Annotated in this window: 17 protein-coding genes and 1 other RNA gene; 9 read left to right on the top strand and 9 right to left on the bottom strand. The window is 62.1% G+C overall.

Annotated elements, in window-relative coordinates:
* Nucleotides 1-2: 2 nt before the first annotated feature.
* Nucleotides 3-1,805 (top strand): IlvD/Edd family dehydratase, encoded by a 1,803-nt coding sequence (locus ABAC402_RS31075; protein ID WP_023449684.1) that lies wholly within the window; start codon nucleotides 3-5, stop codon nucleotides 1,803-1,805.
* A 198-nt stretch (nucleotides 1,806-2,003) separates the two neighbouring features.
* Here the strand turns inward: ABAC402_RS31075 and hutU are convergent, their stop codons facing one another.
* The 3 genes from hutU to hutI are packed head-to-tail and all read right to left on the bottom strand — an operon-like array spanning nucleotide 2,004 to nucleotide 6,404.
* Nucleotides 2,004-3,665 carry a urocanate hydratase gene (gene hutU, locus ABAC402_RS31070; protein WP_023449683.1) on the bottom strand — a complete coding sequence of 554 codons (1,662 nt, stop codon included), beginning with the start codon at nucleotides 3,663-3,665 and terminating at the stop codon, nucleotides 2,004-2,006.
* 10 nt (nucleotides 3,666-3,675) lie between these two features.
* Entirely contained in the window at nucleotides 3,676-5,202 is a 1,527-nt protein-coding gene (gene hutH / locus ABAC402_RS31065; protein ID WP_023449682.1) for a histidine ammonia-lyase, read from the bottom strand.
* Nucleotides 5,199-6,404, bottom strand: coding sequence for an imidazolonepropionase (gene hutI, locus ABAC402_RS31060; protein WP_023449681.1), 1,206 nt, complete (start codon nucleotides 6,402-6,404; stop codon nucleotides 5,199-5,201). Before hutI ends, hutH begins: the two co-directional genes overlap by 4 nt.
* 101 nt (nucleotides 6,405-6,505) lie before the next feature.
* On the opposite strand from hutI, the gene ABAC402_RS31055 reads away from it, so the two are divergent.
* The 7 genes from ABAC402_RS31055 to ABAC402_RS31030 all read left to right on the top strand — a co-directional run bounded on the left by ABAC402_RS31055 (nucleotide 6,506) and on the right by ABAC402_RS31030 (nucleotide 14,630).
* Entirely contained in the window at nucleotides 6,506-7,864 is a 1,359-nt protein-coding gene (locus tag ABAC402_RS31055; protein ID WP_023449680.1) for a formimidoylglutamate deiminase, read from the top strand.
* Entirely contained in the window at nucleotides 7,861-8,550 is a 690-nt protein-coding gene (locus tag ABAC402_RS31050; protein WP_023449679.1) for a UTRA domain-containing protein, read from the top strand. The genes ABAC402_RS31055 and ABAC402_RS31050 overlap by 4 nt, the downstream gene beginning before the upstream one ends.
* A 477-nt stretch (nucleotides 8,551-9,027) precedes the next feature.
* Nucleotides 9,028-10,398 carry an MFS transporter gene (locus ABAC402_RS31045; RefSeq protein ID WP_023449678.1) on the top strand — a complete coding sequence of 457 codons (1,371 nt, stop codon included), beginning with the start codon at nucleotides 9,028-9,030 and terminating at the stop codon, nucleotides 10,396-10,398.
* A gap of 152 nt (nucleotides 10,399-10,550) precedes the next feature.
* Nucleotides 10,551-10,754, top strand: coding sequence for a hypothetical protein (locus ABAC402_RS31040; protein WP_023449677.1), 204 nt, complete (start codon nucleotides 10,551-10,553; stop codon nucleotides 10,752-10,754).
* Between the two features lie 328 nt (nucleotides 10,755-11,082).
* Nucleotides 11,083-11,446, top strand: a transfer-messenger RNA (tmRNA) gene (gene ssrA, locus ABAC402_RS39715).
* Between the two features lie 172 nt (nucleotides 11,447-11,618).
* Nucleotides 11,619-12,197: an SspB family protein gene (locus ABAC402_RS31035; RefSeq protein ID WP_023449675.1), complete on the top strand. Its 579-nt coding sequence runs from the start codon at nucleotides 11,619-11,621 to the stop codon at nucleotides 12,195-12,197.
* A gap of 96 nt (nucleotides 12,198-12,293) precedes the next feature.
* Nucleotides 12,294-14,630, top strand: coding sequence for a serine hydrolase (locus ABAC402_RS31030; protein ID WP_235079953.1), 2,337 nt, complete (start codon nucleotides 12,294-12,296; stop codon nucleotides 14,628-14,630).
* A 25-nt stretch (nucleotides 14,631-14,655) separates the two neighbouring features.
* Here ABAC402_RS31030 and ABAC402_RS31025 read toward each other — a convergent pair whose 3' ends face one another.
* From ABAC402_RS31025 to ABAC402_RS30995, 6 genes are all read right to left on the bottom strand, one after another.
* Nucleotides 14,656-15,015: a RusA family crossover junction endodeoxyribonuclease gene (locus ABAC402_RS31025; RefSeq protein WP_023449673.1), complete on the bottom strand. Its 360-nt coding sequence runs from the start codon at nucleotides 15,013-15,015 to the stop codon at nucleotides 14,656-14,658.
* On the bottom strand, nucleotides 15,012-15,830 hold the full coding sequence (locus ABAC402_RS31020) for a peptidylprolyl isomerase (RefSeq protein WP_031235609.1): 819 nt from the start codon (nucleotides 15,828-15,830) through the stop codon (nucleotides 15,012-15,014). The genes ABAC402_RS31025 and ABAC402_RS31020 overlap by 4 nt, the downstream gene beginning before the upstream one ends.
* Nucleotides 15,827-18,109, bottom strand: coding sequence for an ATP-dependent helicase (locus ABAC402_RS31015; RefSeq protein WP_023449671.1), 2,283 nt, complete (start codon nucleotides 18,107-18,109; stop codon nucleotides 15,827-15,829). The genes ABAC402_RS31020 and ABAC402_RS31015 overlap by 4 nt, the downstream gene beginning before the upstream one ends.
* Before the next feature lie 508 nt (nucleotides 18,110-18,617).
* Nucleotides 18,618-19,034 carry a hypothetical protein gene (locus ABAC402_RS31005; RefSeq protein ID WP_155847379.1) on the bottom strand — a complete coding sequence of 139 codons (417 nt, stop codon included), beginning with the start codon at nucleotides 19,032-19,034 and terminating at the stop codon, nucleotides 18,618-18,620.
* Nucleotides 19,035-19,167: 133 nt separating this feature from the next.
* Entirely contained in the window at nucleotides 19,168-19,404 is a 237-nt protein-coding gene (locus tag ABAC402_RS31000) for a ribbon-helix-helix domain-containing protein (protein ID WP_023449668.1), read from the bottom strand.
* A 147-nt stretch (nucleotides 19,405-19,551) separates the two neighbouring features.
* Nucleotides 19,552-19,764: a DUF4169 family protein gene (locus ABAC402_RS30995; RefSeq protein ID WP_023449667.1), complete on the bottom strand. Its 213-nt coding sequence runs from the start codon at nucleotides 19,762-19,764 to the stop codon at nucleotides 19,552-19,554.
* A gap of 383 nt (nucleotides 19,765-20,147) precedes the next feature.
* Between ABAC402_RS30995 and ABAC402_RS30990 the strand changes: the two genes are divergently transcribed.
* Nucleotides 20,148-20,546 (top strand): YccF domain-containing protein, encoded by a 399-nt coding sequence (locus ABAC402_RS30990; RefSeq protein ID WP_023449665.1) that lies wholly within the window; start codon nucleotides 20,148-20,150, stop codon nucleotides 20,544-20,546.
* Nucleotides 20,547-20,579: the final 33 nt, after the last annotated feature.

Here is a 20,579-nt window from a genome sequence, read left to right as displayed (position 1 = left end):
AAATGTCCTTCGATAAGCCCGCCAAAACACCCCTGCGCTCGCGCGCCTGGTTCGACAATCCGCACAATCCCGACATGACAGCGCTCTATCTTGAGCGTTACATGAACTTCGGTCTGTCGCTGGAAGAACTCCAGTCGGGCAAGCCGATCATCGGTATTGCCCAGACCGGTTCGGACCTGTCGCCCTGCAACCGGCATCACCTGGTGCTGGCGGACCGCATCCGGGCAGGCATTATCGAAGCGGGCGGTATTCCGCTGGAATTCCCGGTCCATCCCATTCAGGAAACCGGGAAACGTCCTACCGCCGCCCTGGACCGCAACCTGGCCTATATCGGCCTGGTCGAGGTCCTGTACGGCTACCCTCTGGACGGCGTCGTGTTGACCATCGGCTGCGACAAGACCACACCGGCCTGCCTGATGGCGGCCGCCACGGTCAATATCCCGGCCATTGCCCTTTCCGTCGGCCCCATGCTGAACGGCTGGTACAAGGGTCAGCGCACCGGCTCGGGCACCATCGTCTGGAAGGCCCGCGAACTTCTGGCCGCCGGCGAGATCGACTATCAGGGCTTTATCAAGCTGGTGGCGTCATCCGCGCCGTCGACCGGCTACTGCAACACCATGGGCACGGCCACGACGATGAACTCGCTGGCCGAGGTTCTGGGGATGCAACTCCCCTACGCCGCCGCCATTCCGGCGCCGCACCGCGACCGCCAGGAATGCGCCTGGCGCACGGGCAAGCGCATCGTCGACATGGTTCATGAGGACCTGAAGCCGTCGGATATTCTGACCAAAGAGGCGTTTATCAACGCCATCCGTGTCAACTCTGCCATTGGCGGTTCGACCAATGCCCCAATCCACCTTAACGCCCTGGCCCGCCATATCGGCGTCGAGCTGAAGGTTGAGGACTGGCAGACCTATGGCGAGGAAGTGCCGCTGATCGTCAACCTGATGCCGGCCGGCGAATATCTCGGTGAGGACTATCACCACGCCGGCGGGGTCCCGGCTGTCGTCAAGCAACTGATGAACCAGGGTCTGATCTTTGAAGACGCCCTGACCGTTACCGGCACCTCGATCGGCGACAACTGCCGCGATGCCGTGACCGAAGACGAGAACGTCATTCGTCCCTACGACAAGCCCCTGAAGGAGCGCGCCGGTTTCCGCGTCCTGTCGGGCAACCTGTTTACCTCCGCCGTCATGAAGGTCAGCGTGATTTCGCCGGAGTTCCGCGCGCGATATCTCAGCAATCCCGACGATCCCGAAGCCTTCGAAGGCCGCGCTATCGTCTTCGACGGTCCAGAACATTATCACACCAGCATCGACGATGAGTCGTTGGGGATCGACGAGCACTGCATCCTGTTCATGCGCGGCGCCGGCCCGATCGGCTATCCGGGCTCGGCCGAGGTCGTCAACATGCGTCCGCCGTCGTACCTGATCAAAAAGGGCATCTCGTCCCTGGCCTGTATCGGCGATGGCCGTCAGTCGGGGACTTCGGGCTCGCCGTCGATCCTCAACGCCTCGCCGGAAGCCGCCGCTGGCGGTAACCTGGCCCTGCTGCAGATGAATGATCGGGTACGCGTCGACTTGAATACCAACACGGTCAATGTGCTGATTTCCGATGAGGAACTGGCGCAGCGTCGGGGTACCCTTGAGGCCGCCGGCGGCTTCCAGTATCCGAAGAGCCAGACGCCGTGGCAGGTCATGCAGCGCGCCACGGTCGGCCAGATGGACACGGGTGCGACCCTGGAAGACTCCGTGCAATTTCAGCGCATCGCCCAGACGATGGGCCTGCCGCGGGATAACCACTAATTTTCTTATCCTCCACCGCTTGCGGGGGAGGTGCTGAGCAAGCGAAGCTGAAAGCGTAGCGTGTCGAAGCGGAGGGGGAGCCGGGAACTCGGAGCTTGTACCGCCCCCTCCGTCTCGACGCGTTTCGCCCCGTAAGGGGGCTCACTTGCTCGACACCTCCCCCGGCCTCGCCGGCAGGCAAAGCGGTGGAGGATAAGATTACAAAATCCCCGGCAGGTCCAGTCCGTGCTCGCGGGCGCAGTCCAGCGCGATATCGTAGCCGGCATCGGCATGGCGCATGACACCCGTGGCCGGGTCGTTCCACAGCACGCGGCGCAGGCGACGGTCGGCATCTTCGCTGCCATCGCAAACAATAACCATGCCGGCGTGCTGCGAATAGCCCATACCCACACCGCCGCCGTGATGCAGCGACACCCAGGTCGCGCCTGACGCCGTATTCAGCAGTGCATTCAGCAAAGGCCAGTCCGATACCGCGTCCGAACCGTCCTTCATGGCTTCGGTCTCGCGGTTGGGCGAGGCGACCGAACCGGAATCGAGGTGATCGCGGCCGATGACCACCGGCGCCGTGAGTTCACCGGTACGGACCATCTCGTTAAAGGCCAGGCCCAGGCGGTGGCGATCGCCCAGGCCGACCCAGCAGATCCGCGCCGGCAGGCCCTGAAACTTGATCTTCTGCCGCGCCATGTCGAGCCAGTTATGCAGATGCGCATTGTCCGGCAGCAACTCCTTGACCCTGGCGTCCGTCTTGTAGATGTCTTCCGGATCGCCCGACAGGGCCACCCAGCGGAACGGGCCGATGCCACGGCAAAACAGCGGACGAATATAGGCCGGGACGAAGCCCGGAAAATCGAACGCGTTGGTGACGCCTTCGTCGAGAGCGACCTGGCGGATATTGTTGCCGTAATCGACCGTGGCGACACCCGCCTTGGCGAAGTCCAGCATGGCGCGGACATGGACGGCCATGGACGCCTTGGCGGCACGCGCCACCGCCTGCGGATCGCTTTCGCGCAGGCTCAGCCATTGCTCAACCGACCAGCCCGCCGGCAGGTAGCCGTTGACGGGATCGTGCGCCGAGGTCTGATCGGTCAGCATGTCCGGGCGGACGCCGCGCCGGAACAGTTCGGGCAGGATTTCGGCGGCATTGCCGAGCAAGCCGACCGACAGGGGCGTTTTTTGGGGCGTCTTCGCTTCGGTGATCCAGGCAAGGGCTTCGTCGATATCGGCTGTCGAACGGTCGAGATAGCCGGTGCGAAGCCGCATCTCGATGCGAGAGGCCTGGCATTCGATGGCCAGGCACGAGGCACCGGCCATGACGGCGGCGAGCGGCTGGGCGCCGCCCATGCCGCCCAGGCCAGCGGTCAGCAGCCAGCGGCCCTTCAGATCGCCGCCGAAGTGCTGGCGGCCCATTTCGGCAAAGGTTTCATAGGTGCCCTGGACGATGCCCTGGGTGCCGATATAGATCCACGATCCGGCCGTCATCTGGCCGTACATCATCAGCCCCTTGCGATCCAGGTCGCTGAAATGCTCCCAGGTCGCCCAGCGCGGCACCAGGTTGGAATTGGCGATCAGGACGCGCGGCGCATCACGGTGGGTCTGGAAAACGCCAACCGGCTTGCCCGACTGGATTAGCAGCGTCTGGTCATCGTCGAGGCGGCGCAACGTCTCGACGATCTTGTCATAGCTGTTCCAATCGCGCGCCGCCCGGCCGATGCCGCCATAGACGACCAGATCTTCCGGCCGTTCGGCGACGTCGGGGTGCAGGTTGTTCATCAACATGCGCAGCGGCGCTTCGGTCAGCCAGGACTTGGCGGTCAGCTGCGTGCCCGTGGCTGGCAGGATGCGGCGGACATTGTCGGTCATGGGAGGCTCCCTACGGATTGACGTCTGGAAGGGCGATGCCAGCGGCATCGGCGACGCTGCCGGTGCGGACCAGGGCAATGGCCTGTTGCAGGTCAGGATGGAAATAGCGGTCATCGTCCAACGCCGGAACGGCCTGCCGGACCAAGGCGCGGACGCTTTCCAGCGCCGCCGACGAATTCAGGGGCGCATGAAAGTCGCAGCCCTGGGCGGCCGACAGCAGTTCAATGCCTAAGACGGCAAAGGCATTGTCGGTCATGTCCTTGAGCCGGCGCGCGCCATGGGCGGCCATGGAGACGTGGTCTTCCTGGTTGGCTGAGGTCGGGATGGAATCGACCGAGGCCGGATAGGCCTTCTGCTTGTTTTCGGAAACCAGGGCGGCAGCGGTCACCTGCGGGATCATGAAACCGGAATTCAGCCCGGGATGCGGCGTCAGGAATGCCGGCAGGCGCGACAGGGCGGGATCGACCAGCATGGCGATGCGGCGCTCTGACAGGGAACCGATTTCGCACACGGCCAGGGCAATGATGTCGGCGGCGAAGGCCACGGGTTCAGCATGGAAGTTGCCGCCGGACAGAGCGACGTCCGAGTCTGTGAAGATCAGCGGGTTGTCGGAAACGCCATTGGCTTCGGTTTCCAGGGTGACGGCGGCCTGGCGCAGGATGTCGAGCGCGGCGCCCATGACCTGGGGCTGGCAACGCAGGCAGTAAGGATCCTGGACTCGCTCGTCGCCCTTCAGGTGTGAGGCCCGAATGGCCGATCCGGCCATGAGATCGCCCAGGGTCTTGGCCGTGTCGATCTGGCCGCGATGCCGGCGCACAGCATGGATACGCGGGTCGAAAGGGGCGTCAGAGCCCTTGGCGGCTTCGGTCGCTAGCGCGCCGGTGACAAGCGCGGTTTGCAGCAGAAGCTCGGCCTCAAAAAGTCCGGCGAGGGCATTGGCGGTCGAAAACTGCGTGCCGTTCAGCAGGGCCAGACCTTCCTTTGGGCCAGGCACCAAGGGCGTCAAACCGGCGGCCGTCAGGGCGGCCATGGCCAGCATGACGGTGCCGCCTGCGTCGATCTCCCCTATCCCCATCATGGCGGCCGCCATATGGGCCAGGGGCGCAAGATCACCTGAGGCACCGACGCTACCCTGACAGGGAATCACCGGCATCAGGTCGCGTTCCAGCAGGGCTTCGAGCAGGGTCAGCGTGGCGGTCTGCACACCGGACACGCCCTGGGCCAGGCTGACCAGTTTCAGCGCCAGCATCAGGCGCACCACCGGCCGCGGCGATGGCGCACCGACGCCGGCGGCGTGGGACAGGATAATGTTGCGCTGAAGCTTCGCCAGGTCGTGGTCGTCGATGCGGGTCGAGGCCAGCTTGCCGAAGCCGGTATTGATGCCGTAGACCGGCTCGCCCTGGGCCAGGATGCGCAACACGGCGGCCGCGCTGGCTGCGACGGCCTCCAGACAGGCGGGATCGAGTTTGAAGGCCGCGCCGCGGTAGATATCGCGCCACTGCGAAAGGGAAACCTGGCCGGCCGTCAGGGTGATCATGACACCGCTCCGTTGAAAACGCGTTGGTACAAGGGGTTGAGGCCCATGCGGCAGACCAGCTGTTCCGGCGTGTCGACATCCCAGACGGCGAGGTCGCAGGCCTTGCCGGCTTCGAGGGTGCCGATCTCGTCGCCAAGGCCGAGCGCGGTAGCGGCGTTGCGGGTGACGCCTGCCAGGCACTCGCCGACCGTCAGGCGAAACAGGGTTGCGGCCATATTCATGGTCAGCAACAGTGAACTGAGCGGGGAGGTTCCCGGGTTGTGATCGGTGGCAAGCGCGATGGGCACACCGGCCCGGCGCAGGGCGTCGATCGGCGGGACTTTGGTTTCGCGCAGGGTATAGAAGGCGCCCGGCAACAGGGTGGCCACCGTGCCGGCGGTGCGCATGGCGGCGATGCCGGCCTCGTCGAGATATTCGAGATGGTCAGCGGACACGGCGCCATGGCGAGCGGCCAGGGCGGCACCGTTCAGGTTCGACAACTGCTCGGCATGAAGCGTGACCTGCAGGCCATGGGCGCGGGCGGCGGTGAAGATGCGATCGGTCTGAGCGGGGGTAAAACCAATGTTTTCGCAAAAGGCATCGACGGCGACGGCCAGGCCCCCGGTGGCGACGGCCGGTATCATCACTTCGCAGACCTCGGTGACATAGTCGTCCGAACGTCCGGCGAACTCGGGCGGCAGAGCATGGGCGCCCAGAAAGGTGGTGACGATCCGCACGCGGCGATGATCGGCCAGGGCGCGTGCCGCACGCAGCATCTTTAGCTCGTCGGCCAGGGTCAGGCCGTAGCCGGACTTGATCTCGACGGTCGTAGCGCCTTCGGCCAGCAGGGCATCGAGCCGCGGCAGGGCCTGGGTCACCAGGTCGCTTTCCGTTGCCGCGCGCGTCGCTCTGACCGTGGTGGCGATACCGCCACCGGCGCGGGCGATGTCTTCGTAGGAAGCCCCTTCCAGGCGCGCGCGGAATTCGTGGCAGCGGTCGCCGGCATAGATCAGGTGGGTGTGGGGATCGATCAGGCCCGGCGTTACCAGCCGTCCGGCCAGGTCGTGCGTGGTGTCAGCATCAAAATCGCGCTCTGGACCGGCATAGACAATACGGCCGTCACGGCTGGCCACGACTCCGTCCATGACGTCACAGTCCACGACCTCAACGCCGGAGGTCATGGTGACGAGGCGGGCATTCGTCCAGAGCGTATCGCAGCGCATCGGCCGCTCCCAATAGTGTCTAGACATAATAGATAATGTATAGACATTACGTCTGGCAAGCGGCAAACTTCGTCTCGAAGCAAGTTTCTGTGAGGTGACCGGTGCGGGAATTCAGGCTGTGGTTCGGGGAAGCCCTGCTGAGCGGTGGCTGGGCGCAGAAGGTGCGCCTGACGGTGGCTCAGGGCCACGTCAGGCGAATCGAAACCGATGTGGCGCCCGAGGCCGACGACGAACGTCATGCTATCGCCCTGCCTGGCATGCCCAACCTGCACAGCCACGCCTTTCAGCGCGCCATGGCCGGGCTGACCGAACGCCGTGGCGCCGGGCCGGACAGTTTCTGGAGCTGGCGCGAATTGATGTACCGTTTCACTGCCCGCATCGGTCTGGAGGAACTGTGGGCGGTCGCCGCGTTGGCTTACATGGAGATGCTGGAAGCTGGCTTTACCCACGTCGGCGAGTTCCACTACCTGCACCATGCTCCCGATGGCCGTCCGTATCATGATCCCGCCGAGATGGTCGGCGCGATCGGCTCCGCCGCCATCGAAACCGGCATGGGTCTGACTCTGCTGCCGGTGTTTTACGCGCATTCCGGCTTTGGGGGCGCGCCACCGACCGAAGGCCAGAAGCGGTTCGTTTCCACACTCGACAGCTATGTGCAGTTGTATGAACGTTGCCGCCAGTATGTCGACGAAGTGCCGAACGGTCGTCTGGGCGTCGCGCCTCACTCCCTGCGCGCGGTGACCGAGGAAGAACTGTCCGTACTATCCGCCCTGGCCGGCGACCGGCCAATCCATATCCACATCGCCGAGCAGGTGCGCGAAGTCGAAGACTGTCTGGCCTTTACCCGGCAAAGGCCGGTGGAATGGCTCCTCGACCACTGCGATGTCGGGCCGAACTGGTGTCTCGTCCACGCCACCCACATGACCGGGGACGAAACCGTACGGTTGGCACGCAGCGGCGCTGTCGCCGGCCTGTGCCCCGTGACCGAAGCCAATCTGGGCGACGGATTGTTTCCAGCGGCGGACTATCTCGGCCACGGCGGGCGGTGGGGTATTGGCAGCGATTCCAATGTCTGCATCAGCCTGAGCGAGGAATTGCGATTGCTGGAATACGGCCAGCGACTGTGGCACCGCGCGCGCAACGTCCTGGCCCGGCCCGGCCAATCGACGGGTACACGACTCTACACCGAGGCCCTCGCAGGCGGTGCCAAGGCGCTGGGCTGCCCGGCCGGTCTCGTCGAAGGCCAGCCTGCGGACATCGTCAGCCTTAAGGCCGACCACGCCGCGCTCGCCGGAAAGACGGGCGACGAAATCCTGGATTCGCTGGTCTTTGCCGCCGGTGGCAGTCTCGTCGACCGGGTCTGGCGCTATGGCCGCCTTCAGGTCCAGGACGGGCGCCACGTCCTGCGAGACCATATTCTGGCCCGTTATGTCCGCGCACTGGAGGTTCTGCGCGCATGAGCCTCGTTAGAAAAGGTTGGCCGCTCCACCGCCGCATAAGCCGCGACCTGGAAGACCGAATCCGCGCGGGCGAATTGCGGCCGGGTCAGCGCATTCCCATCGAGCATGACCTGATGCAGACCTATGGCTGCGCCCGCATGACGGTCAACAAGGCTTTGAGCCGGCTGGTCGGCGAGGGCCTTATCGAACGACGCAAGCGCGCCGGCTCCTTCGTCCGCCTGCCAAGACTGGATGCACCGGTGCTGGAGATTCCCGACATCGAGGTCGAGGTCACCGCGCGTGGGGACCGCTATCGCTTCGAACTGTTGAACGCGCATGTTATTGCCGACGACGATCTCGATGGTCCGGTCCTGGCCTTGACCGGCGTCCACTACGCGCAGGACCGCGCCCTGGCTTTCGAGGAACGGCGGATTTGTCTCAGCGTCGTTCCGGACGCGCAAACAGCCGACTTTACCGTCCAGTCGCCCGGTCACTGGCTGTTACAGGCGGTGCCGTGGACGCGGGTCGAACACAAGATCAGCGCAGTCGCAGCGTCGCCTGAGGTCTGCGTCAGGTTGGGCATCGAAAAAGGTGCCGCCTGCCTCGTCGTCGAACGGCGGACCTGGAAGGACGACAGTGTGGTCACCGCTGTCCGCCAAATCTTCGATGGCACGACTTACAGGCTGACCGCGTCCTTTGGCAAATAGCCGTCATGCGCACTGGTCCAGCTGCGACCGAAATTCCGCTCCAGAACTCTCGAGCCGGATGAATTTTGATGGAATCACAATCCCGCTCTAAGCTTTTGTTTTGTCGCGCAATTTATCCGAAAACGGGAGCGCCCGTGCGGGTGCCACACACTTTATCGGATTGCGCTCTAGACATGCGGGGCGATTAACGAACACCAAGGCTGTCATGGCGAGAGGACAGCGGTTATGCAGACAGAATTGTCACTACAGAAAGGATGGCAGCCGTGAAATTCAAACCTCTTACTGCGCCCTGGGCGTACGTGGCGCTGACGACGCCCGGAGTCTTACCTGCCATCCACAAAAAAACACTGAGCCGAATACTCCGATTTGGGGGACTCGCCTTGACACCGGTGTCACGGTGAGGCTTATTGCGCTGGACAATCGGTCCGAAAAGGGCTTGATAACGCTAACAAGGCGCATAAGGACAGGGAAAGTATCATGCCGAACGATATAGATCGTGACGCGATCACCTCCGGTGCGGTGCAGAAGGCCAGCAACTATCGCTGGGTTATTTGTATCCTGCTGCTGGTGGCAATGGTCGTCAACTACACACACCGTCAGACCTTCGCACTGCTCAAGGATACGGTCGGCCCGGAACAGGGCTGGACCGAACAGACCTATGCCGATATCGTCTTCTGGTTCCAGACCGCCTACGCAATCGGCTACGTCACCTTTGGCGGGATTATCGACCGCATTGGCGCGCGCGCCGGCTACGGTATCGCTTTTGCAATCTGGACCGTGGCTCACACCTTTACGGGATTTGTCGGCAACGCCTTCCAGTTCATGGTCGCCCGCTTTGCCCTGGGCATCGGTGAATCGGGCGCTTTCCCCGCCAGCCTCAAGGCCATTGCCGAGTGGTTTCCGCAGAAGGAGCGTGCCCTTGCGGTTGGCATCTTCAACGCGGGCGCGAATATCGGCGCTATTGTCGCGCCCTTCGCCATTCCCCTGATCACCCTCAGCGTCGTGACCGTGCCGATCGGCGACATGACGCTGACACTGGAAGGCCTGGGCTGGGGCTGGCGTGCCTGCTTCTTCGTCACCGGCATCGGCAGCATGGTGTGGCTGGTCGCCTGGTGGATGATGTATCGCCATCCGCGTGAACACACCAAGGTCAATGCTGCAGAGTTGGCGATCATCGAAAGCGACCCGGCCGACAAGGGCGCCAAGGTACCGTGGCTCAAAATTATCGGCGTTAAGGAGACCTGGCTGTTTGCCATTGGAAAGTTCCTGACCGATCCCATCTGGTGGTTGTGGCTTTTCTGGCTGCCGGATTTTCTGGGTAAGAACCACGGCCTCAACCTGTCCAGCTTCGGCCTGCCCATCATCGTCATCTACCTCTTGTCAGATTTTGGCTCTGTCGCCGGTGGCTGGTTGTCGTCGACCCTTCTCAAGTCGGGCCTGACCGTCAACCATGCCCGCAAACTCACGCTGCTGATTTGTGCTGTGATGGTCCTGCCGGTATTCTGGCTGGACGGCGTCAAGGACCTGTGGACGGCTGTGCTGATTATCGGCATTGCCACCGCCGCGCACCAGGCGTTTTCGGCCAATCTCTATACACTGCCAACCGATACCGTTCCGCGCAACGCTGTGGCATCAGTTATCGGCTTTGGCGGCATGTGCGGTGCGATCGGCGGTATGCTCATGTCGAAAAATGTCGGTTTCATCCTGACAACGACGGGTTCTTACAAGACGATCTTCTGGCTGGCGGGGTCCGCCTACATTGTTGCCCTGATCATCATTCATCTGATCAGCCCGAAGCTTGAACGCACCACCAAGCTGGACGGTGTGGTCGAAGCACCCAAGGCCTGATATCCGATACACGGGGGCGTGAAGCTGGGGCGGGATGACCTTGTCATTCCGCCCCATTTTTTTTGTTACCCGCCACTTGGTGGTATTCAGACCTTAAAAACGTGACCCGAATGATGGATTAATCGCAGGACAGGGTTCTGCGATATCTGCGGATGCCGGCCGCCATCGCCAACCGCAAGGCCAGGCGCGAGGAAGACCTGTCGGCCGAGGACAGCGAACGCGCCATCGGACTGTCGCACTTGATCGGCGAGGTCCAGTACATGGTCCAGCAATCCGGCGAGCCTGAGGGCTTTGACGCCGGGAAATGGCTGGCGCAATGGCTGGAACAACCCCTGCCGGCCAGGAAGTCCGCGTGAGGGTGGCCCGGCGATTGCCGCCGCTCTGGCTCCCGTTTTTTTGAGCAAACAGAATCCGCATTTTCAAAGTTATCATAGCTTTTGCCCCCCCTTTATACCAACCCTCGATGACCTTGCCTCATCGTGGGTTGGCAAGCGCGCCAAAGAACGTTCTGGGGCGCCCGAGCTTTTGCGAGGAGCCATGGGGGCGCCTAGTCCGGCGCTTGAGCTAAAAAAAGCGAAGACTAAGCGTCATTCTTTATGAGGCTTGGTATTGCGCGATAAGCCGGCTTGAATAGAGTTCGGCGGTTCGGTACCGGCGTTCGCAATTTGCCATTTTTTTCACGCCTCTCTTCCCATCAAGGACGGCTGTGCCTATATTGGGAGTGTACGGGTAACCGGACTATGGGGATAAACGCCCACGTAATAAGCGAACTGGACCCGGGTGCGATTCCCGGCGGCTCCACCATTTTCCTTCCGGAAGTCTATGGCCGGACGTTTATGGGGCCGATCAGCATCGACAGGCGTGTAAAGGTGAAGCCTTCCCTCGGTATGAGCCTCCGCGATCGGCTCATTTTCTAACTGCGAACGATAACTTCGCTCAGGAGCATGCCCTTGCTGCGTAATGCAGCGGGGATCCTCCACCTAAACTCCTAGGGAATAAGCCCCCTAGGCGGGGCCCGGCAGGCGCCTTGCAACAGAAGCCTGCCACTTACACCTACTTTATGAACAAGGCGGGCTTCATGAACAAGGCAGGCTTCCCTTTTTCGTGAGCGGAAGATTTTACAGTTTCGTTTGCGTAGGGGCGTGTTAAGTCTTATTGCCCCCGTATACGCCTCGTTTTGCGCCCCGTTTGGCGCCCCCCATTTGGCGCGCAAGGATAACATGACCGACGATCAGATACCGTCAGATCTGATGGATTACGCCAGTCTGACCCAAAATGCCCTGCGTGGCGTCATCCGCCAGGCCCTGCGCCGTGCTGCTTCGCCGCAAGGCCTGCCGGGCGAGCACCACTTCTACGTCACCTTCCTGACGCGCGGCCCGGGTGTTTCCGTCCCGGACGACTTGCTGGCACGTTATCCATACGACATCACCATCGTGCTGCAGCATCAGTATCGCGAGTTGCGCGTAACGGAAGATTTCTTCCGCGTCACACTTACCTTCGGTGGTGCGCCCAAGGTGCTGACCGTGCCCTACGCTGCCATCACCCGTTTTCACGACCCGATCGCCCAGTTCATGCTGGAGTTCGAAGTCGACGATGGCTCGGGCCTCACGCAGGACACCGACCCGGAAGACCTGCCCGCAGAAGCTCTGGAAGGCACCAAAACCGAGGTCGTGGTTCCCGATTTCGTCTCCGCCTCGCCGGACACCGGCAAGGACGATGATGCTACCCCAGATGACTCCCCAGATGGCTCCCCAGATGCCCCAAAGGTCGTTTCGCTCGATCAGTTCCGCAAAAAGTAATCGGCAGACGGCGTCAAAAAGGACGTACATTGCGCCCCAGAATCGCCTAAACTCAGCCGTGCGGCTATCGGCAGGCGTATCGGGATCTCAGTGAACATGACATGGCGCGCTCTTATGGCAGGCGGCAGGCGTTTCGGTACGGTTAAGGGGTGGGCTTTGGCCGTCATCCTGGGTGTGTCCGCCGGGCCGGCGGTTCCCCAGGATGTTCCGCCGGTGTCCGGTTCGCCGGTGGAAACGCCGCCGTCGACGCTGAAGCCCTACGTTCCATCATCGGCATCGGCATCCAGTTCCAGCGCGACCAGTTCAGGCGCCAACCCCGGCACGCCCAAGCCGCGGCCCGGCGCGGCGGCCTCGGCCAGCGCCTCCAGTTCGCCCCCATCAGCCGTTGTTCCCAGCTATCTTCAAACGGTCACCGCCATGCCAGCGCCCGCGTTGACGGTCCGCCCCCTGGCACCCAGCGCTCCGGTTGTTGAATCCTTCCCCGGGGTCTCCGCCAATACGCCGATCAGCGCCGACGATATCGAGACCTTCACCGACTCCGTCGTCCGCGCGCTCATGCAGCGCGACCATGTTCTGGGGGCGTCCGTTGCCGTCGTTCAGGGCAATACCCCCCTTTTGGTCAAGGGCTACGGCTACGACCGGCTGTCACCGGCACGCCGCGTCGACCCCAATACCAGCATGTTCCGCATAGGCTCGGTGACCAAGACCTTCACCTGGATCGTCGCACGCCAGGAGATCGAAGCCGGTCGCGTCGGGATGGACACGCCAATCGTCCAGTACATCCCGTCCGACGTCTTTGCCGAGAACAATGCCGACAAGCCGTTGACCCTGCGCCACCTGATGTCCCACACCGGCGGCTTCGAGGACACCAGCCTGGGTCACCTGTTCGAACTGAATGAAAACGAGTTGTCCGGACCTGACGGTTATTTCCGCCGCCACACCCCGGGTCGCGTCCGCCCGCCCGGGCAGTACAGTTCCTATTCCAACTTCGGGGTCGCCCTGGCCGCGACGGCGCTGAGCCGGACAGCCAAGGCCCAGGACGTACCATCATTGATGGAGGCACGCATCTTCCAGCCACTCGGCATGGACCATACCACCCTGCGTGAGCCCTATGTCATCGGTCCGGGTGACGTCCGCAACCTGCCGACGCCTCTGTCCCCCGCCCTGACCGATGCCCTGTCGTACGGCTACATCTGGGACGGTGCCACCTATCGAGCACGCGCCTTCGACCACGCCATAGCCATGTCCGGGGCCGTGGGCGGGTCAACAACGGCGCGCGATATGGCGCGGCTGATGTCGGTGATGCTGGCGGACGGTCAGGCTGACGGTATTTCGCTGTACAATGCCGACTCGGCGCGCGCCTTCCGCACGCCGATCCTGAAAATGCCCGAAGGCTATAACGGCTGGGCTTCGGGCCTGATGGTGCGCACGGCGCCGTCCGGCTTCGTTACCTATGGCCATAGCGGATCGACCTTGTGGTTCAATTCCAACCTCGTGATCGTGCCGAAAATGAACCTTGGTATCTTCATCACGACCAATACCCAGTCGGGCGCGGCCCTGGCGGAAGGCTTCCCCAACCTGCTGCTCGACCATCTCGAGGGCAACCTCGTGCGCGCCCCGCTGACGCCGACGCCCAACCAAGCCTTCGCTGGCAACAAACGCTACTACAACGCCATCCGCGGCCATTATGTTTCGACACGGCGGGCCTATGGTGGGCTGGAAGGGGCTGTCACCCGTCTCATCAACACGGCCGAGGTGACCATCGATCGCGATGGCCGACTGATCCTGGCGACCGAAGATGGCATTTCAGCCTTTGTCCCGGCCTCGGCACAGAACTTTTTCAACCCGCAGAACAGCGAAGGCAGCGGCCCTGCCGGTAAGCTGGGCGGCCTGCACTTCCTGATCCCCAAGGCGGGCAGCAAGGCCCAGGCGTTCGAAACGGCCAGCAACCAGATGCGGTTCGAGCGCGTCGGCTGGATCCATGAGCCGGGCACTTTGCGTTTTCTGACCATGATCATGATCGCCACCTGTATACTGGTGTGGATGGCCCAGGTCCGCGGCCTGACACGACACGAACGTCCGACCGAAGCCCAGGCGCGGGCATCGCTGATTTCAGCCGGCCTGTCCCTGGTCTGGCTGGTCGCCATCTTCACCTTCAATGCGTGGCAGTCGGGCCTGGCCGAAGATCCCGACCGGCTGTTCACAGCCTGGCCCAGCGGCCAGGTCCAGTTGGCATCGTGGCTGGCCATCCTCGGCGCAATAGGCACACTGACCCAGATCGGTATGTCCTGGTTCGTCTACAATGAGCCCCAGAGGTTCAGCGTCAGCGACGGCTGGGCTCTTTGGCAAAAGGTGGCGCACGGCTTGCTGCTGGCCTATTGGCTGTTCTACATCATCGTCCTGGCGTGGTGGGGCCTGTTGAAGCCGGTGTGAACGGCGCAGCAAACCCCATCTTGTGTCAGCGCTTCAACGGATAGACCTTGATCTTAATCTGCTCCCGCTCTCCCGGGAACCGTTCGACCAGCAGCCGCGCCACCTGGCTGTCGTCGTGAAACACGAACCCCTTGATGGCATCCAGCAGCGCCTTGGCCAGGTTGTCCAGATCCATCCAGGGCGGATCGCCGATATGTTCCATGCGGATATCGACCGCGTGGTCACCCCAGGCCGGCCGCGAACCGCGCCATTCCTTGCGGAAGAACTCATAGACCAAAGGCTTGTAGTACCGCCCCTGCGTCGTCAGGCCATCGATGACGATCTCCAGCCCCTCGGCCGTTTCCCGCGCCTTGACCTTGCCCGAGACCACCCAGTCGTCGCTCACGGCGTTATCCGGCCAGCTACCGGCACGTCGCACACCGAGAAATCCGCCCCGCGCGCCGTCCGCGTCGCAGCCACCTTCGCCGCAAACGCAGCCGCCGCCGTATCTTCGACCTCCAGCCGTCCGCCATCCCTGACATCCGCCAAAATCCGGACCGTCCGGATCACGTCCGGCGCCGCCGGCGGCTCGCCTTGCGGCAACCCGGCCAATATGTCCTGCCCCACCACCACCCGGCCAACCGGCGTGAACTCCCGGTCGATCCCGGGATAGGCGCCCGTCATGAAAAACACCTCGGCATTGGCCGAATCCCGCGCCGCATCGCGCCCCATCCCGACAACGCCGGTGCAGTAGCTGATCCAGGCTGAGCGGCTTCCGTCAGCCGCTTTCGGAGTCCCTGCCGAATTTTTCTCAACGGCGATGTACGGCATGGCGCCAATAAAGCCACTTTCCAGCCCCTGCGGCCGGGCGATTACCGTATGGGGCGCGTCCACGCCCAGCCGGAAACGGAATTCCGGCGGCAAATTCGGTAACTCGGTCTTGCCGCCCTCGACATTGCCGACATCGATCTGGACGACAAAGTTCGGCGCCACGCGCCAGAACTGCAAACCGTCATAGGTACCACGCCGGGTCAAAAGCTTGATGCGCTCGACCGCCTTGGGCGCCACTTCGGGATGGAGTTCGACGAAGATCCGCCCCTTGGCCGTATCGACCACCAGGACATTCTCCGGAGCAACAGTTTTCCATTGCGTGTCACCGGCCTGGGCCGCGCCCGCCGCCAGCGTCAAACCCAACACCCATGCCGTAGTTCTCATCCTCATGCCCGATCCACGAAACTGTCGATGACCTTCTTTTCGCCACTGGTCTCAAAATCCACAACCAGTTTGTTGCCTTCCACCTCGGTTATCCGGCCGTAGCCGAACTTGACGTGGAAGACCCGCTCGCCGACCTTCAAATTCTTGGCGTCCGGCTTGGCCGCCGCCGGCTGGCGATGCGGCACCGGCTTGCGTTCCAGGCGTGACATGTCGACCCCGCCGGGTTGCGACGGGTCGCGCTCGCGCCTGGCATGGTTCGGCTGATAGCCCGCACGGTCCCAGCGTGATTCCTGCGACGTCCAGCCGGCATTGCCATAGCCGGTTTGCGATGTTGCCTCGACATGCTCGATCGGCAATTCGTCGACGAAGCGCGACGGTATCTGGCTGGTCCAGCGGCCATAGACCTGGCGGTTAGCGACAAAACTCACCTTGACCTGTTCACGCGCCCGGGTCAGGCCGACATAGGCCAGCCGGCGCTCTTCTTCGAGGGATTTCAGACCGCCCTCGTCCATCGAGCGCTGAGAGGGGAAGATGCCTTCTTCCCAGCCCGGCAGGTAGACCACCGGGAACTCCAGCCCCTTGGCGGCGTGCAAGGTCATCAGCCGGACGCTATTGGCGCCGTTGTCGCGTTCCAGGTCCATCACCAGGGCGACATGCTCCAGGAAAGCCTGAAGGTTGTCGAAGGCGGCCATCGAATCGCCCAGTTCCTTCAGGTTGTCCAGCCGCGTCTGGCCCGAGGTCTTGTCGGCGCGCTGCATGTCGAAATAGCCGCTGTCGGTGAGGATGGTGTCCAGCACAGCCTCCGCCCGCGCCTCCCCGGCCATGGCGGCCCAGCGGTCATAGTCACGCAAAAACGCGATCAGCGGCGTCCTGGAGCGCCCCGGCAACTCGTCGGTAGTGACCAGATCGCGTACCGACGTCATGACGCTCTGACCCGACAGGCGCGCCTGTTGCAGCAGCTTTTGCACCGTAGCGTCGCCGATGCCACGCTTGGGGATATTGATGATGCGCTCGAAGGCAAGGTCGTCGTCCGGCGACTGAATCAGGCGCAAATAGGCGATGGCGTCGCGGATCTCAGCGCGTTCAAAGAACCGCGGCCCGCCAACAACGATGTAAGGAATCTGCAGCATGACGAAGCGCTCTTCGAACGCCCGCATCTGGAAAGACGCCCGCACCAGTATGGCCATGTCCGACCAGTTACGCCCGCCCTTCTTCAGCTTTTCCATATCTTCGGCGATGAACTGGGCCTCGGCGGCACCATCCCAAATCCCGTTGACGCGAACCTTGTCGCCGCCCTTCTGATCTGTGAACAGGGTCTTTCCCAGGCGCGCCGAATTGGCCTTGATCAGGCCCGACGCCGCGCCGAGGATATGCTGGGTCGAGCGGTAGTTGCGTTCCAGCCGGATGACCTTGGCACCGGGATAGTCGCGCTCGAACTTCAGGATGTTGTCGACCTCGGCGCCGCGCCAGCCATAGATCGACTGGTCGTCGTCACCGACGCAACACAGGTTGCGGTTCGCATTGGTCAGAAGGCGCAGCCAGAGATACTGGGCGATGTTGGTGTCCTGATACTCGTCGACCAGGACATATTTGAAGCGCTTGTGATAGTGCTCCAGAACGTCCTGATGCTGGGTCAGGATCGTCAGGTTGTGCAACAACAGGTCGCCGAAGTCGCAGGCGTTCAGGATGCGCAGCCGGTCCTGGTACATCTGGTAGAGCTTCTGCCCGCGGTTGCCGGCAAACTCGGTGCCATCGCCCTTTACCTTGTCCGGCGACAGCCCCTTGTTCTTCCATTGATCGAGGTGCCAGGCGAAAGATTTCGGCGTCCAGCGCTTCTGATCGATGCTCTCTGATTCGAAAATGCCCTTGATCAGCCGCACCTGATCGTCGTCGTCCAGAATGGTGAAGCTCGACTTCAAGCCCACCAGTTCGGCATGGCGGCGCAGTATCTGCGCGGCGATCGCGTGGAAGGTGCCCAGGTTCGACAAACCCTCCGCCGACAGACCAATCAGCCGCTCGGTCCGTTCGCGCATTTCGCGCGCCGCCTTGTTGGTAAAGGTGACACACAATATCTCCCACGGCCTGGCCAGACCCGTTTGCAGGATGTGGGCGATTCGGGTCGTGAGCACGCGCGTCTTGCCCGTGCCGGCGCCGGCCAGGACCAGAACCGGGCCTTCCGTGGCGCGGATGGCGGATTCCTGTTCGGGATTGAGGCCGGAAAACAGTTCCGGCCGGGCGGGTCGGACGGCGGCGAGGTCGCTGATGCGGGTGGTGACAGATTCCATCGGAACAATTTAGCAACCCCGGCGTCCAAGTCCAACCCCGAATACGTGATATCTACAGGCAGGCTTTTATAGGCAGCCAGCTTCGTGCGAGATGCCTTCTGCCTGGACCAGTCTGTCCGACGTGTCAAAAGCCACAAAAACGTTGAGGTCCTCGTTGCAGGCACCAACGACAAGGAGGGACCACGCCTCAGCCCCCGGAAAACCGAGAACAATTCTATCCTCTCGGCGATATCCCGCATGAGTCAGCTTCTGCTCGATGGCTTGGCGCGGCATTCCTCTCGCCAATGGCGCGTCCGTCAAAGTGGTTCGCTTCGCCAAAAGCATGTTTCGGGGTTGCCATCCCCCGCTACGCACAGCTTGAGATATCTCATCGCGCGGTGCATTCATCGCAGCAGTAGCTAATCCTGAACTCAGAGCCGGATCGAAGCTCTCGCAACCCGCGAGGACGAAAGCGACCAGCCCCAGAACCGCTGCATGAAAACAAAGAGTTCGCCTCTTCCGCATAAGCCTACAAACAGCCCGCATCTACCCACGACCCTTCTGCCGAGGCCAGCCTGTCGGCGGCGTCAAAATGGACGGTGATGTTGTAGCGTACCTGGCAGGGATCGACCTGATAGCCCTTGCCCATGCTCTTGCCATAGACGCCGAGACTGGGCTGACCGGGCTGCGGCGCGACGATGCCGGTGTTGAACCGGCTGTAGCCAGCCTTCGTCAACTGACCCTCGACATCGGCCTTGGCCGCACCCACGCGCAGCGGCGGGATAAGACCGACGCTGTCGCCTTCCGCCGATGCGGCGTCACGTAGGGTCGAGGTCAAGGCGTCGATATTGCCCTGACCGCCAACCGGCGCCATGGTTTGACAGGCGCCCAGGATGAGCGCCCCCAGGCCGAGAACCGGTAGGGAGCAGATTTTGGGAAAAGTCATAGCGTCGCCTCCATGTCGTTCCACCAGGATGGCGAAAAACATGGCCGAGTTAGGGCCGGCACGCTGCTGACATCGGCCCAACGCATAACATTGTTATGTGTTGGGCCGCAAAATTCCCCGGAAATTCGCTTCCTCAGGCCTTCTTTCGCTTGGCTATGCCCTTACCCTGAGCATAGGCCAAGGCGGACAGGCGGCAAAAGGAGGCAAGCAGACTTTCTCCCCGTTTCGAATCAAGCTCGGCAATCAAGGCCGCGAGGCTGATTCGACGTTCTTTGGCGATGGTTTCCAGCACCACCCAGAACTCGGGTTCAAGGGCAACCGAAGTGGCATGTCCCGCCAGGTTGACCGATCTTTTTTTTAGGCCAGGCATTTATTTTTCCTCCGGATCTTTGATGATCCGCGTTTGCAGTGTGCGCCGGTTTTGGCCGTCTCTCATACGCAACTGTAGCCCTTGTACTCTTCAGAACTCAGGTATTATCTAACCTTACACCCCCGATGGCTGGTAATCTGGGGTTTTTTATTGTTCCTCGTCAACAGATTTTTGATTTTCTACAGTTGTTGCCAGGCGGTGACCGTCCAGCCGCGCCGTCTGCTGGTCGCGGTTCAAACGGTCTGCCGCGCGCGCCTTGCCAGAAACGCCAAAACGAACGCGGTTTTCCGCTGCATTTTTCGCTTTGCTTTGTTTTAGCTTGGCTTTTCGTGCCTTGTTGAAATTGATAATGTCCGTCAATTGCAACGCCTTTCGTTCCGAGTCCGGCTGTTTTCAGCGCAGGTTCAGGTCGTGATCGCCCGGGCACAGCGACGAAAAAACCCGTCACAAATGCAAGTAGATAACGCGTGTTTTTTTAAGCTTCGACTGGACGCCCTCGCCCGTACTCAAGCAAAACGTTAAGCCGAAGCTGACCGCAACAGTTTTCGGTCAAGTATATACCCTGTTGCAACCGCCGTCCATCCTTGTGTCATAAAGCCGCAGTAACATCGGCCCGCAGTAACCTTGGCCCGCAGTCACCTCGGCCCACAGTGTGCGATCATCCGTCAAATAAATGAAAATTAAGGTGAAGCCGTTGTCGGGGCCCTTATAATGCCATTTCATCTGAAACGGACACCACAACCATGACCTTTCTGCTAAACATTCTCTGGCTGATTTTCGGCGGCTTTTTCTCAGGTTGCCTGTGGCTGTTGGGCGGCGCCATTCTGGCCGTGACCATTGTCGGCCTGCCCTGGACCATGGCGGCCTGGCGAATTGCCGGTTTCGTGTTCTGGCCTTTTGGTCGTGAGATTGTCGACCGCGCCGAGTACGAGGGCGGCCAGGACCTGGGTGGCGGGTGTGTCGGTACGGCTCTGAATATCATTTGGTTCGTCTTTGCAGGCTGGTACATTGCGCTCAGCCATGTCCTGATTGCCGCCGCCGAGGCCCTGACCATCATCGGCATTCCCTTTGCGTTCAAGGATATGCAACTGGCTGCCCTGGCCCTGGCGCCCATCGGCAAGAAAATTGTGGATAAACCATAGGGGGAGCCCCTGCGGCGAGCCCTGTGACGGTTA

Origin of the sequence: Asticcacaulis sp. AC402, assembly GCF_000495835.1 — a bacterium.
GTDB lineage: Bacteria > Pseudomonadota > Alphaproteobacteria > Caulobacterales > Caulobacteraceae > Asticcacaulis.
Note: the sequence above shows the minus strand (reverse complement) of the source record. Positions and strands in the feature narration are given on the sequence as shown.